This window comes from Pseudomonas sp. MEJ086 (assembly GCF_030209025.1).
In the GTDB taxonomy this organism is placed as follows: Bacteria; Pseudomonadota; Gammaproteobacteria; order Pseudomonadales; family Pseudomonadaceae; genus Aquipseudomonas; species Aquipseudomonas fulva_A.
This window is the reverse complement of sequence record NZ_JARVSV010000020.1, coordinates 41018-53735: the sequence shown is the minus strand read 5'-3', so window position 1 is coordinate 53735 and position 12718 is coordinate 41018. Positions and strand designations below refer to the sequence as shown.

Here is a 12718-nt window from a genome sequence, read left to right as displayed (position 1 = left end):
CGACCCGATGACGCAGGATGCCCGCAGCGAGCCGTCCACCACTGGCCTCATTCTCTCCGGTGGTGGCGCTCGCGCTGCCTATCAGGTCGGCGTGCTGTCGGCGATTGCCGATCTGCTGCCTGATTCGTCAGGCAATCCGTTTCCGGTCATCGTCGGCACCTCGGCCGGAGCCATCAATGCGGTCAGCCTGGCCTGCGGTGCTCTGCATTTCCGCGAGGCGGTGCGCCGACTGAGCACCGTGTGGCGCAGCTTTCACACCGATCAGGTGTATCGCAGCGACTGGCCCGGCGTGCTGCGCCAGGCCAGCCGTTTCGTCGGCCACAGCATGCTTGGCCTCGGCAAGCAGGTGCCGGTGGCGCTGCTCGACAGTTCGCCGCTGGCCGGGTTGCTCGAACGCGAACTGGACTTCTCCGGCATCGCTGCCGCGATACGTCATCGCCAGTTGCGTGCGGTGGCGGTCACGGCCTTTGGTTACGAGTCGGCCCAGGCGGTGACCTTCTATCAGGGGCGGGCGGCCATCGATCCCTGGTTTCGCCATCGTCGTGTCGGCGTACCGACCCGTCTGGCGCTGCCCCATCTGCTGGCCAGTACCGCCATTCCGCTGATCTTCGAGCCCGTGAAGATCAATCGCGAGTATTTCGGCGACGGCGCGGTGCGGCAGATGGCACCGATCAGCCCGGCGCTGCACCTTGGCGCCACCCGGGTGCTGGTGGTGGGGGTGAGTGGCAACCCGGTGGCTGATCAGGCCAACGCCGGTGCACCGAGCCCACGGCCGGCAGGCAGCATGCCCAGCTTGGCGCAGATCGCCGGGCACATGCTCAACAGCACTTTCATCGATAACGTCGAGAGCGATGTCGAGCTGCTGGGGCGCCTCAACCAGCTGGGTCGGCTGGTGCCCGCCGAGCAGCGCAGCCGTGCCTATGGCCTGACGCCGGTCGAGGTGCTGGTGATTTCCCCCAGCCAGCCACTGGACGTGATCGCCGCCCGCCATCGTCGCGAAATGCCTGCCGCGTTGCGCCTGTTCCTGCGCGGCCCCGGCGCGACCCGCGATGGCGGTGGCGGGGTGCTGAGCTACCTGCTGTTCGAACCCGGCTACTGCAGCGAACTGATCGAGCTGGGCTACCAGGACGCCATGGCCAAGAAGGCCGAGCTATGTACTTTCCTCGGCATCGAGCCAACGGCCGCGCAGGGATAGGGCACGGAGCACCCTGGCCCGAACTCCCATGCTGGAGCCTGGGAGCTATAGACCGGGTGGGGTAAAGCGGATCGCCGCCCGGCCCAGCCTGCAACCCACCAAGTCAGTATCTGGCGCACCCGCGGTCACCCGAAGCGCTGCATCTGCATTTCCTGCAGCCGGCTCAGGGTGCGGCGGAAGGCGAAGGACAGATAGCCTTCGGTGTACAGCGCTTCAAGCGCCACTTCGGCTTCCAGATACAGCGGCACGCGGCGGTCGTAGCACTCGTCCACCAGGGCGATGAAGCGCCGCACGGCGTTGTCGTGGATCGACAGGGCGGGCAGATGACGGTCACCGGCCACCACCCGCTCGGCGGCATCTTCGGTGCCGCGGGCGATCTTCGAGGGGCGTTGCTGCGCACTGAGGGCCGGCACGTCTCCGAGCAGGATGGCCGTGAAACGGTCGCACAGCAGGATGAAATCCTGGGCGCAGAGAGGCTCCACGCAAAGTTGATCGAAGCTGCAATGCAGCACCTTGTCGCTGTGACGTTGTACGCCAATCAATCGGTGGTTGAGGGCCAACGCTTCGTGGCTGGCGGTTTCGCCGCCACTCAGCGAATCGAACAGCGCGGGCAGGGCGCTGGGCTGGCCCGGCTCGCGAACCCAGTAGCGCTGGCAGTGCTGGCCTGGGTGCTGACGATGATCCTGGTTGCCATCCACGGCGACCACCTGCATGTGTCTTTGCAGCGCGGCTATCGCCGGGAGAAAGCGCTCGCGATTGTGGCCACCGGCGTACAACTGATCCGGTGGCTGGTTGGACGTGGCAACCAGTACCACGCCTTCATCGAACAGCGAGCCGAACAGGCGACCGAGCAGGATCGCGTCGCCGATGTCGCTGACGAACAGCTCATCGAAGCACAGCACACGAATCTCCGTACCCAGCTCGCGAGCCAGCATCGCGAGGGGCTCGGCGGTGCCCGTCAATTCGAACAGGCGCCGGTGCACCCAGCGCATGAAATGGTGGAAGTGCTGACGCCGAGCTGGAACCTGCAGCGAGTGGTAGAAACTGTCCATCAGCCAGGTCTTGCCGCGCCCCACCGGACCCCACAGATAGACCCCTGGTGGCGTTCGCGCTGGTGCTGCATGCAGGGCTTCATGGCAGGCCTGGAGCAGGTGCGCGGCCTGCAACTGGGCAGCGTCGGCAGCGAAGCCCTGGTGCTCGACGGCATGCAGATAACGCTGCAGGGGCGAGTGTTCCGCTGTCGGCATGCTCACTCCTCGGGTGCCTGGAACAGGTCTTCGATGCGTGACTCGAACAGCCGGGCGATCTTGAAGGCGAGGGGCAGGCTGGGGTCATAGCGGCCGGTCTCGATGGCGTTGATGGTCTGCCGCGAGACGCCCAGTTGCGCGCCGAGGTCAGCCTGTGACCAGCCTCGTTCGGTGCGCCGTTCACGTACATGGTTGATCACCGGTAGCGTCTCCAGGCGATCACCGAACCCAGTGCCCACAGGCAGGCCAGTACTGGCCACACGAAGAACATCGACAGGCGCGGGAAGCCGGCAGTCTCCAGAAAGCCGTAGCTGAAGGTGATCAGGGCTGTACCCACGAAGGCCATGGCCAACGCTTCCAGATGGATGGCGCGGGCCAGTTCATCGAGCTGACGAACCTGGCGAATCACCGTGATGGCGACGGCGATCAGCGGGGCAATGGGAATCAGCGCGCATAGGGTACGCAGCGCGCCGTGCTCAACCGTGCCGAGCAACAGGCTGCTGATGATCACCGCGATTACATAGGCAACCATCGCCAGGGCGAAGTGGACGAGAAAACGGTTCTGGCTCATAACGCATCCCTTCTATGGAAAGTGTGCTTTACATTAGAGGGAGACCTTTCGTTAGTCAAGTTGGCTTTACATTGTTCTGGTTACGCGGATGCGCTCTGGAGTAGCATGGGCGACGATTTTCAGGATGACCCGGGCATGCAGCCGCGCAAGATCCGCATGGACGACCTCGACGCCTTTCATGAGCTGTTCGGCCAGGTGGCAGCGGAAGGGCTGTACTCGACTCGCCCCCAGGCACCGCCCAAAGCCGTCATCGCACGTGCGCTGGAGCGGGCGGACGACAACGGCTGGGCGGTCTATGTGATCGAGCAAGCAGGACGCATCGTCGCTACCGCCGAAGCCTACCCGGACAGCTACTGCCGGCCCGAGGGCGATGCGACCGTAGGCATCCTTGGCATGCAGGTGCATGCCAGCTGGCGACGCCAGGGGTTGGGCCGGCGCTTGCTGGAAAAGGTCATCGAGCATTGCCGCGAGCAGGGCATGCGCTGCATCGAATTGAACGTGTTCAAGTCCAATCGGGCAGCCCTGGCCCTTTATCGGTTATACGGCTTCGTCTGGGTCGACGACTTGCCGGTCTGCCAGCTACCGGCCGGGCACCGCGATCAGCCGCAAAGAATGCGCCTTGTACTGAAGGAGCCTTTGCTGGGCTGAAGTTCCGAACCGCATGCCTGGAACGTACAGCCACCGTCGGGTTGAATGGTTTTGGTGGGCTAAAGCCCACCCTACGGTTCATGCCCCCGAGTAGGGTGGGCTTCAGCCCACCAGCGGTCACCATTTTACGGTTCATGCCCCGGGAGTAGGGTGGGCTTCAGCCCACCAGCGGTAACCATTCTACGGTTCATGCCTCTGGGGGTAGGGTGGGCTTCAGCCCACCAGCGGTCACCATTCTACGGTTCATGCCCCGGGAGTAGGGTGGGCTTCAGCCCACCAGCGGTCACCATTTTACGGTTCATGCCCCGGGAGTAGGGTGGGCTTCAGCCCACCAGCGGTAACCATTCTACGGTTCATGCCTCTGGGGGTAGGGTGGGCTTCAGCCCACCAGTGGTCACCATTCGCTGGCCATGACGAGCCTCCGTTTCAGTCACCCACTCGCCACGTTCAGGGCTTGCTGAATAGCGTGGTGCTCATATGATCGATGAACACACGCAGCTTGGGCAGCGCATATTTGCTGTTGGGCCAGAGCATCCAGAACGCGCCACCATGCTCCATGTGATCGGCGAGCACCGGCCGCAGGCGGCCAGCGGCAATGTCTTCGGCGATCAGGAAGTCCGGCAAGCAGGCGATTCCCAGGCCTGAGCGGGTGACCCGCAGCAAGCTGTCTAGAGTGTTGCAGATCACCCGCTGCCTGAGCGCACCTTCCAGCTCCGCATTGGCGCCGCGCAGCGGCCAGCGATCAAGCTTGCCGCTGGCGTGGAAGCGGTACATCAGGCAGGCATGTTCGAGCAGGTCCGCCGGTTGCTGGGGCGTGCCGTGGCTATGCAGATAATCCGGGCTGGCCACCAGTTGCTGGGCAAAGCTGCCGAGCTGCCGGGCGGTCAGCCGCGAGTCCTGCATGGGGCCGGTGCGGATCACCGCATCGAAGCCTTCCTCGAAGACGTCCACCATGCGGTTGGAGAGGTCGATATCCAGTTCGATCTGCGGATAGCGCTGCATGAAGTCGATCAGCACCGGCATGACCAGTTCACCCACACGCGGCATGCTGATGCGCAGGCGCCCGCTGGGCCCCAGGGCGGCGCTGCTGAGCTCCAGTTGCGCGGCTTCCAGCTCGCACAGCACGCGCCGGCAGCGCTCGAGAAAGCGCTGACCCTCGGCGGTCAGCGTCATACTGCGGGTGCTGCGGTGCAGCAAGCGGATGCCCAGCCGCTGCTCCAGTCGCGCGATGCTCTTGCCGACTGCCGAAGAGGAGATGCCAAGCAGGCGGCCGCTTTCGGTGAAGCTGCGGGTGTTAGCCACCTGTACGAACACGCCGATACCGCTGAGGTTGTCCATGCGGGACTCCATCACGGGCCCAGACTGCAAGGGCATTGGATTGAGGACAGAAATGTCCGCTAAGTTGCGAACCTTAGCCTGTTTTTCTCGAGAACGCCGCTGCCTAACCTGCCGCTCGGGTCGATTGGCCGCTTTCCGCTGCGCCAAGCCCTTCTACAGGCGCTTTCCATGTACACAGACGAACATCCGCTGCCTGCAAGCCTGGTGGCCAACGAGCGCGAGCGTTTGCCGCTGAACGGCTTGCTGGTGCTGGCGGGCGCTGGCTTCATCACCATCCTTACCGAGGCATTGCCAGCAGGACTTTTACCGCAACTGAGCGCGGACCTGGGCGTCAGCCAGGCCATGGTCGGGCAGATGGTCACGCTCTACGCGCTGGGCTCACTGTTGGCGGCCATACCGCTGGTGATGCTGACGCGTAGCTGGCGGCGGCGACCGCTGTTGCTGATCGCCATCGGCGGGTTTGCCGTAGTCAATCTGGTCACTGCGCTGTCCAGCCATTACCCCCTGACCCTGGTGGCGCGGTTTTTCGCCGGGGTGTTCGCTGGCCTGCTGTGGGCGCTGGTCGCCGGGTACGCGGCGCGTATGGTGGCGCCCCATCTTCAGGGGCGGGCCATCGCCGTGGCCATGGTCGGCACGCCGCTGGCGCTATCGCTCGGCATACCGGCAGGCACCTTTCTCGGCAATGCGATCGGCTGGCGCTACACCTTCTTGCTGATGAGCTTGCTGACCCTGATTCTGCTGGTCTGGGGGCGCATCATCCTGCCGGACTTTGCCGGGCAGCGCAGTGCCGGTCCGCTGCCGATTGCGCGGGTATTGCGCCTGCCCGGCGTCCGTCCGGTACTCCTCGCCATCCTCATCTACGTGCTGGCCCACAACCTGTTCTACACCTATATCGCCGCATTCCTGGCTCCCCTCGGCATGCGCGCGGAAGTCGATCGGGTGCTGCTGGCGTTCGGTCTGGCAGCGCTGCTGGGCATCTGGCTGACCGGCATGCTGATCGACCGCTGGTTGCGCTTGCTGAGCCTGTCGAGTGCGGCCTTGCTGGCGCTGGCTTGCGTGATGCTGGCTGTGAGCGGTTCTTCTGCGTTGCTGGTGTATACCGGTGTGGCCGCCTGGGGGCTGGCATTCGGCGGTGTACCCACGCTGTTTCAGACCGCCTCGATTCGCGCAGCGGGCAAGGAGGCCGATATCGCGCAATCGATGTGCGTGACCGCCTGGAACCTCGGCATTGCCGGGGGCGGCTTATGCGGTGGCTTGTTCCTGCAGAGCCTGGGCGCCGCAGCACTGCCATGGGGCGCCGCGGGTCTGGGATTGCTGGCATGGCTGGTCATCTTCATGGCCCGTGTGCACGGCTTCGCTCGCGCCGGTTAGGCCCATGAGGATGCTCAGGCGTTCGGCTCTGCAAGAGCCCGCTCATACACCGCCAGATCACCGGCCGAAAAGCAGCAGAACACCACCTGAGCGATATCTGGATGGCTGGCCAGTTCGGTCCGCAGCGTGGTGATGGCGATCCGCGCCGCCTGCTCGATCGGGTAGCCGTATATGCCGGTACTGATGCTGGGGAACGCGATGCTGCTCAGTCGCTGCTGCGCGGCCAGGCGCAGGGCATTGCGGTAGCAGGACGCGAGCAGCTGCGCCTCGCCCTGACTGCCGGAGCGCCAGACCGGGCCGACCGTGTGGATGATGAAGCGGGCAGGCAGGCGGTAACCCCTGGTCAGTTTGGCTTCACCGGTCTTGCAGCCACCGAGTAGCCGACACTCGTGCACCAGCTCGCTGCCGGCGGCGCGATGGATCGCCCCGTCGACGCCGCCACCACCGAGCAGCGAGGAGTTGGCCGCGTTGACGATGGCATCCACGTCCAGTCTGGTGATGTCGCCCTGCAGAGCGGTGAGGGTGGCGGGCATGGCCGGGTCTCCTGATCGAGGTTCGAACGCTGGTGACGGGGCGTGGCTCACCAGAGCAGCGGTTTGCTCTGGCCTTTCCAGAACAGCCAGCGCTGCCGTTCCTGATGCTCGCCGGTACCGATCTGCCAGGCCGGGCGACCGGCGTCCAGATCGATCAGGCAGACGAAACCGGCATAGCTGGACACGGCCAGGGTGCTGCCGTCGTCCGACAGATCCATGGCGCAGATGGTCGAGCCGATGAAATGCTGCCAGCGCTCGTTGCCCTGTTCGTCGAAGGCCCGCAGATAGCCGTAGGCATCTCCGACGATGAAGGTATCGCCACGGGAGACTCCGGCGTACACCCGCGCACCGTCCTGCACGACCGGGGTGCGTTCATCGTCGCTGTAGAAGTCGGTCTGCATGCCGGGCAGGTCCGCCACGGCGACGCTCAGGGTCGCGCCGTTGTAGAAATGGCAGGCATTGAGTATCAGGCGGTCACTGCGGCGATTGAACAGGGCGAAATGCGGATACTCGCCTGCCGGGCCTACTTCGGCGACCTGCTGCAGGGCGCTGTCGAACACCAGATGACTGCCACATTGCTCGCCCACCGCGATCCAGCGGCCATCCGCTGATACGGCGCCGTGCTCCATGGACAGCCCCAGAACGATGTCGTCGGCGGCGGTGCCTTTGTGCAGGTCGTCGCAGATATCCGCCGGGCGCGGCAGCAGGCGCGTGGTTGCCTCACTGGCGAGCACGAAGATGCCATCCGAACTGACCAGCAGCACACGCTGACCATCCGGAAAGGGAATCAGCGCGGTCGGCGTTGGAGGGTGTTCCAGCGCCTCGAGTCCGGCATCCTCAGGCAAGCCTTCCAGCCCCGTGGGCCAGGCGAACTGGGCGACCTGCGGGCCAGCCCAGCCATCGTGCACGCTGATGCCCGATGCCCTGGCAAAGGCGAAATAACGGCGTGCCGGGCAGCGTCCGAAAAAGTCGATGCCGATCACGTCGTGCCATTGGTTGCCGTGAATATGCACCAGGCGTCCACGCTCGTAGGCGCTGCCGACGCGGGCCAGCAGGCTGCCGTCGTCGAGCAGGGCGAGGGCGCTTATCGCCTGGGCCTGGGCATCCAGCAGGGGCACCAGTGGCAGATGGGCCGGTGGCCAGTCGGTACGGAAGTTGGCGTGGCTGGCGTCATCCGCATTCGTCTCGTTGGCGGCCTGCAACGCCTCCAGCAGGGCCGGCAGCAGGTGCTCGGTCGCTGCCAGTTGCGGTTCCTTCAGGCCGTCCCAGCCTTGGCTGAGACCCTGTTCGACATAGCGATTGACCTGTCGGGCATAGTCGAGCACGGCGGCTTGCCATTGCTGTTGGGGAGTTAGCGTCGTCATAAAGCGCTCCTTCGGCGGCCAAGCTCAGGGCAGAATTTCAATCGGTGTGCCGGGCTCGACGGCCTGCCAGATGGTTTCCATCGAGGCATCGTCAACGGCGATGCAGCCATTTGTCCAGTCGAAGCGCTGGGTCAGCCATGACCACCAGCCCCAGCCGTTGCGTTGGCCGTGGATCATGATCAGGCCACCTGGGTCCACTCCCCGGGAGCGGGCGTTGGCTACGTCTGCAGCGTTCGGGTAGGACACGTGAATGGCCTTGTAGTAACCCGAGTCGGCTTTCTTGTAATCCAGGGTATAGCGTCCTTCCGGGGTGCGCTCATCGCCTTCCTGCTGTTTGTGGCCATCGGGATTGGCGCCGAATACCACATCGAACGTCGCGAAAGGCTTGCCCTCGGCGATCAGTTGCAGGGTGCGTGCGCTCTTGTCGACGCGCACGGCATCGGCCTTGGGCGTGGCGAGAACGGTGCCGCCGCACAGCAGCAGACAGAGAAGCAGAACAGCTTTCATGGGGGCCTGTGGTGAATGGGGGAGGGTCATTCTCGCGTTGCCGGAGGGCTTTGCGCGCCAATCCAGTCAACAGTCTAGCTGGCCAGGAATCTGCAAGGCGCCAACTGCATCGCGTTCGCGCCAAGGTAGAGCGTAGCGGCAGGCATTCGTTCCAGGCGGATGCCTTGGCACTGCAGGTCTTGTTGTTAGCATGGGGTTCACCTATCGCTAGCAACATTGCGCCTTGAGCACTCCAGCGGGCCATTCGGGCCAGGCGTTACCCTCTTTCTCACCAGCCGGTGGCAATTTGCACAGCGCTAGCGAATCAGGTCGCCATGGCGTATTTACCCCACCCATGTGGCTGGCGGATAATGCGCCAGTGGAAGCGCTCGCGACGGGCCATCAGGGCTCGTCGAGGTTGGATCAGAGGACAGGATGGCTGCGAAGACCGTAACCAGCAAGCAAGCCGAAGTGCAGCGCATCGTCGATGTCCTGTTCAAGGCCATCGCCCAGCATCGCTTACCGCCCGGGACGCGCCTGATCGAAGCGCAGATCGTCGAGATCCTGCAGGCCAACCGCAATCATGTGCAGGTGGCGCTGCAGCGCCTGGCCTTGCAGCGCGTCGTCACCATCGAGCCGAACCGCGGCGCGATGGTCGCTCAACCCAGCGCCAAGGAAGCCCGCGAAGTCTTCGCTGCACGGCGCGCCATCGAGCGCGCCATCGTCGAAAGCATCACGCCGGCGATCATGCACAAGCAGCGTCAGCGGGTGGCCACGCACATGAGCAATGAGCGCAAGGCCACCAGCGCTACCGACCGCCGCGCCATCGTTCGCGAGCTGAGCGAGTTTCACCTGATGCTCGGCGAGATCAGCGGCAATTCGGTGCTCAGCGAGATCCTCGCCAATCTGATGGTGCGCAGTTCGCTGATCGTCGCGCTCTACCAGCGCAATGACGTACCGTCCTGCGCATCGGACGAGCATCAGCAAATCATCACCGCCCTGGAGAAGGGCGAGCATGAGCGGGCGGCTGCGGTGATGCTCGAGCACCTGGGCGAGCTCGAAGACCAGTTGGACCTGGACGATCAGGCCGAGCCCGAGGTCAATCTGCGTCAGGCCCTGGCAGGGCTTTGACGCGGCCCTCCATGGCGTTGCCCTGAGTGCGGCAGATCGGCGCCTTCGCCGTTGCGCGATGGGTTGCGACTCAGAGCGCCATTTCCCGGCTGAACACCTCCAGCGTATGAGCCTTGACCCGCACGAACTCCGGATGGCTCATGATCTCCGCGCCCCGTGGTCGGGGCAGATCGAATGGGACGATTTCAGCAATCTGGGTGGGGCGCCGGGTCAGCAGCAGGATCTCATCGGCCAGAAATACCGCGTCTTCCAGATCGTGAGAAACGATCAGCATGGTGACGCCGGTCGCCAACTGCACCTCCTGCAATTTGTCGCGGATGAACAAGGTCATCTCGAAGTCCAGCGCGGAAAACGGCTCGTCGAGGAACATCACTTCCGGGCGCGGCGCCAGCGCCCGCATGATGCACACGGTCTGTTGCTGGCCACCTGAAAGCTCGTACGGATAACGATTCAGATCGAAGCGGATATCGAACATCCGCGTCAGCTCATCGACACGTGCGTTCACATCGGCCTTGCTCATGCCCTGACGCACCAAGGCATAGGCGATGTTGGCGCGGGCACTCATCCACGGAAAGAGCGCATCGCGGTAGTTCTGGAACACGTAGCCGATCTTGGTCTGGGCGAGCGTCTTGCCATCGAACAGAATCTCGCCTTTATCCATCGGCATCAGCCCGGCGATCATGTTCATCAGTGTCGACTTGCCGCAGCCGTTGGGCCCGAAGGTCGAGACGATCTTGCCGCGCGGCAGGTCGAGATCCAGATCGGTATACAACGGCTGGCCGGCAAAGGCTTTGCTCAGGCCGCGAATGGTGACATGGGTGTCGGCACGCGGTGCCGTACCTGGGACCTGTGGCTTGTCGAGGGCTGGGGCGAGGGAAAGAGCGTGCGTCATGCCTGGCTACTCCAGTGGACGGTTTTTTTCTCGATCAGCAGGAACGCCAGGTTCAGCAGATAGCCCAGGGCGCCGGTGATCAGGATCGAGGCGTACATGTCTTTGATGTTGAATACCTGTTGCGCATCGATGATCCGGTGCCCCAGGCCGTTTTCCGAGCCGATGAACATTTCCGCGACGATCACGATCACCAGGGCGATGGACACCCCGGTACGCAAGCCGACGAAGGTTTGCGCGAGGCTTTCCATCAGCAGGATGTCCTTGAATATGTGCCAGCGCGAAATGCCCATTACCTTGGCGGCCATCAGCCGGGTTTTCTTGGCGTTCATCACGCCGTAGGCGCTGTTGAACAGAATCACCAGCACGGCGGCGAACGCGGCGATGGCGATCTTGTTCGCATCGCTGATGCCGAAAATCAGCATGAACAGCGGGATCAGCGCCGAGGAGGGCGTCGAGCGGAAGAAGTCGATCAAAAATTCCAGGCTGCGGTAGACCTTTTCGCTACTGCCCAGAATGACGCCCAGCGGCACTCCCACCGCGGCCGCGAAAGCGAACGCGGCCAGCGTTCGGTACAGCGTCGAGGCGATGTCGGTTCGCATGGACGGTTCGGCGAACGACTGGAACATGAAGCCCAGGGTCTCGAGCGGCGAGGGTAGCAGAACCGGATTCAGCCACTGCGCACTGACGGCAAGCTGCCACAACAGAAACAGCAGCAGCGGGCCGATCAGCGGTAGCAGGCGCGAAGACCAGTGTGACGTCATGACGATTCTCCTCAGCCCTGATAGATCAGCGCAGCCACGTCGATCGGTTTGCTGAAGATTTTTCGCTCGGTGAAGACGTCATAGAACTTCTGGAACCACTGCAGGTTGTCGCCTTGCAAGTCGGAATACATGACGAAGCCCGGCAGTGGCACCTCGTTCACCAGATCCGATTCGATGCTGGTGTAGCCGACGATGTTCTTGCGTGCCTGCTCCGGCTGCGCGGCGATGAACGCCACGGCCTTCTGGTAGGCGGCGATGAAGGCTTTGGTCTGTAGCGGCTTGCTCTCGATGAAGGTGCTGTTCAGCGCGGCTGCGCCACCGAACCAAGGGGCGTCGGCATTACCGAGCACGTATTTGGAGATGACGCCGGTTTCCAGCGTGCGCGACAGGTTCTTCATGCGCCCCACGGTGCCGGTCGGCTCCAGGGTATAGACCCCGTCGATCTGGCCGGCCGCCAGGGCTGGCGCGTGCTGGCCGACAGGCAGTTCGATGACCGAGGGATCGCTGAAGCCGTTCTTTTCCAGAATGATCTTGGCCATGGTGACGTTCTGGATGCCCGGGCCGCAGGCGATTTTCTTGCCTTGCAGATCGCTGATGCTCTGCGCAGTGCTATCGAGTGGAACCAGGAACTCATCCAGAACCAGTCGATGGTTCGACGGGTTGGAGCAGATGATCTTGAACAGCCCCGGCATGGTGATCGCCCCCAGGCCGAGGGCGCCGGTCGCGGTGCCGTTCGCACAGCCGTGGATCCGGCCAGTGATCATGCCCTCGACGATTTGCTGCGGGCTGGAGAACTTGACGCCTTTGACGTTCAGCCCCGCTTCCTTGAAAAAACCTTGCTCCAGGGCGACATACAGCGGCAGGCCGCCAACGATGGGCCAATAGCCGATACGGATTTCCTCGTCATCGGCGGCAAACGCGCCAGCGGGAAGCAGGCTGCCGAGCGTCATGGCGCTCCCCGTCACGGCCAGCCACTTCATCAATTGGCGACGATCCAGATTGAGCGGAAGGTTTTCAGGTTTGACGTCTTTCATCGGTTTTCCCTGTTCTCGGATTGGCAAGGTGGCGTGTGCATAGCTGCAAGCACGTGCCGTTCCAGGTTTATAAATTTATAAAATTCAAGTAGTTACATGTTCCTTTGACGATTGGCTGGGGCGATATCCGCGCAGCGTCGATAAACA

Annotated in this window: 14 protein-coding genes; 4 read left to right on the top strand and 10 right to left on the bottom strand. The window is 63.5% G+C overall.

All coding sequences use genetic code 11. The features are described from left to right. The first annotated feature begins 7 nt into the window (after window positions 1-7). Window positions 8-1195, top strand: coding sequence for a patatin-like phospholipase family protein (locus QRN22_RS12840; RefSeq protein WP_042552706.1), 1188 nt, complete (start codon window positions 8-10; stop codon window positions 1193-1195). 125 nt (window positions 1196-1320) lie between these two features. Here QRN22_RS12840 and zapE read toward each other — a convergent pair whose 3' ends face one another. The 3 genes from zapE to QRN22_RS12825 are packed head-to-tail and all read right to left on the bottom strand — an operon-like array spanning window position 1321 to window position 3013. Further along, complete coding sequence (gene zapE / locus QRN22_RS12835) at window positions 1321-2442, bottom strand: cell division protein ZapE (protein WP_042552707.1); 1122 nt, start codon at window positions 2440-2442, stop codon at window positions 1321-1323. A 2-nt stretch (window positions 2443-2444) separates the two neighbouring features. Next, window positions 2445-2642, bottom strand: coding sequence for a helix-turn-helix transcriptional regulator (locus QRN22_RS12830; protein ID WP_042552708.1), 198 nt, complete (start codon window positions 2640-2642; stop codon window positions 2445-2447). Further along, the gene (locus QRN22_RS12825; protein WP_042552709.1) at window positions 2639-3013 is read right to left on the bottom strand and encodes a hypothetical protein; all 375 of its coding nucleotides are present in this window, start codon (window positions 3011-3013) and stop codon (window positions 2639-2641) included. Before QRN22_RS12825 ends, QRN22_RS12830 begins: the two co-directional genes overlap by 4 nt. Before the next feature lie 105 nt (window positions 3014-3118). On the opposite strand from QRN22_RS12825, the gene QRN22_RS12820 reads away from it, so the two are divergent. Then, a complete protein-coding gene (locus QRN22_RS12820) occupies window positions 3119-3661 on the top strand; it encodes a GNAT family N-acetyltransferase (protein ID WP_042552710.1) in 543 nt (180 codons plus the stop codon). A gap of 447 nt (window positions 3662-4108) precedes the next feature. Here the strand turns inward: QRN22_RS12820 and QRN22_RS12815 are convergent, their stop codons facing one another. Further along, a complete protein-coding gene (locus tag QRN22_RS12815) occupies window positions 4109-4999 on the bottom strand; it encodes a LysR family transcriptional regulator (RefSeq protein WP_042552711.1) in 891 nt (296 codons plus the stop codon). Window positions 5000-5167: 168 nt separating this feature from the next. On the opposite strand from QRN22_RS12815, the gene QRN22_RS12810 reads away from it, so the two are divergent. Next, on the top strand, window positions 5168-6370 hold the full coding sequence (locus tag QRN22_RS12810) for an MFS transporter (RefSeq protein ID WP_042552712.1): 1203 nt from the start codon (window positions 5168-5170) through the stop codon (window positions 6368-6370). 14 nt (window positions 6371-6384) lie between these two features. Here QRN22_RS12810 and QRN22_RS12805 read toward each other — a convergent pair whose 3' ends face one another. From QRN22_RS12805 to QRN22_RS12795, 3 genes are read right to left on the bottom strand one after another with little or no spacing between them, the layout of a single operon-like run. After that, the gene (locus QRN22_RS12805; RefSeq protein WP_042552713.1) at window positions 6385-6903 is read right to left on the bottom strand and encodes an O-acetyl-ADP-ribose deacetylase; all 519 of its coding nucleotides are present in this window, start codon (window positions 6901-6903) and stop codon (window positions 6385-6387) included. Window positions 6904-6950: 47 nt separating this feature from the next. Then, window positions 6951-8267, bottom strand: coding sequence for a WD40 repeat domain-containing protein (locus QRN22_RS12800; RefSeq protein WP_042552714.1), 1317 nt, complete (start codon window positions 8265-8267; stop codon window positions 6951-6953). Window positions 8268-8291: 24 nt separating this feature from the next. Beyond that, entirely contained in the window at window positions 8292-8774 is a 483-nt protein-coding gene (locus QRN22_RS12795; RefSeq protein ID WP_042552715.1) for a L,D-transpeptidase family protein, read from the bottom strand. A gap of 414 nt (window positions 8775-9188) precedes the next feature. Between QRN22_RS12795 and QRN22_RS12790 the strand changes: the two genes are divergently transcribed. Continuing rightward, window positions 9189-9884: a GntR family transcriptional regulator gene (locus QRN22_RS12790; protein ID WP_042552716.1), complete on the top strand. Its 696-nt coding sequence runs from the start codon at window positions 9189-9191 to the stop codon at window positions 9882-9884. Window positions 9885-9954: 70 nt separating this feature from the next. On the opposite strand, the gene QRN22_RS12785 is transcribed toward QRN22_RS12790, so the two are convergent. The 3 genes from QRN22_RS12785 to QRN22_RS12775 are packed head-to-tail and all read right to left on the bottom strand — an operon-like array spanning window position 9955 to window position 12571. Further along, complete coding sequence (locus tag QRN22_RS12785) at window positions 9955-10776, bottom strand: ABC transporter ATP-binding protein (RefSeq protein WP_042552717.1); 822 nt, start codon at window positions 10774-10776, stop codon at window positions 9955-9957. Then, on the bottom strand, window positions 10773-11537 hold the full coding sequence (locus tag QRN22_RS12780) for an ABC transporter permease (RefSeq protein WP_042552718.1): 765 nt from the start codon (window positions 11535-11537) through the stop codon (window positions 10773-10775). The genes QRN22_RS12785 and QRN22_RS12780 overlap by 4 nt, the downstream gene beginning before the upstream one ends. Window positions 11538-11548: 11 nt before the next feature. Then, window positions 11549-12571 (bottom strand): ABC transporter substrate-binding protein, encoded by a 1023-nt coding sequence (locus tag QRN22_RS12775; RefSeq protein ID WP_042552719.1) that lies wholly within the window; start codon window positions 12569-12571, stop codon window positions 11549-11551. Between the last annotated feature and the right edge of the window lie 147 nt (window positions 12572-12718).

Bases quoted from the DNA above. Each gene is read 5' to 3' on its own strand.
- QRN22_RS12840 (WP_042552706.1), top strand. From the start codon at position 8: ATGACGCAGGATGCCCGCAGCGAGCCGTCCACCACTGGCCTCATTCTC.
- zapE (WP_042552707.1), bottom strand. From the start codon at position 2,442: ATGCCGACAGCGGAACACTCGCCCCTGCAGCGTTATCTGCATGCCGTC.
- QRN22_RS12825 (WP_042552709.1), bottom strand. From the start codon at position 3,013: ATGAGCCAGAACCGTTTTCTCGTCCACTTCGCCCTGGCGATGGTTGCC.
- QRN22_RS12820 (WP_042552710.1), top strand. From the start codon at position 3,119: ATGGGCGACGATTTTCAGGATGACCCGGGCATGCAGCCGCGCAAGATC.
- QRN22_RS12815 (WP_042552711.1), bottom strand. From the start codon at position 4,999: ATGGACAACCTCAGCGGTATCGGCGTGTTCGTACAGGTGGCTAACACC.
- QRN22_RS12810 (WP_042552712.1), top strand. From the start codon at position 5,168: ATGTACACAGACGAACATCCGCTGCCTGCAAGCCTGGTGGCCAACGAG.
- QRN22_RS12805 (WP_042552713.1), bottom strand. From the start codon at position 6,903: ATGCCCGCCACCCTCACCGCTCTGCAGGGCGACATCACCAGACTGGAC.
- QRN22_RS12800 (WP_042552714.1), bottom strand. From the start codon at position 8,267: ATGACGACGCTAACTCCCCAACAGCAATGGCAAGCCGCCGTGCTCGAC.
- QRN22_RS12795 (WP_042552715.1), bottom strand. From the start codon at position 8,774: ATGAAAGCTGTTCTGCTTCTCTGTCTGCTGCTGTGCGGCGGCACCGTT.
- QRN22_RS12790 (WP_042552716.1), top strand. From the start codon at position 9,189: ATGGCTGCGAAGACCGTAACCAGCAAGCAAGCCGAAGTGCAGCGCATC.
- QRN22_RS12785 (WP_042552717.1), bottom strand. From the start codon at position 10,776: ATGACGCACGCTCTTTCCCTCGCCCCAGCCCTCGACAAGCCACAGGTC.
- QRN22_RS12780 (WP_042552718.1), bottom strand. From the start codon at position 11,537: ATGACGTCACACTGGTCTTCGCGCCTGCTACCGCTGATCGGCCCGCTG.
- QRN22_RS12775 (WP_042552719.1), bottom strand. From the start codon at position 12,571: ATGAAAGACGTCAAACCTGAAAACCTTCCGCTCAATCTGGATCGTCGC.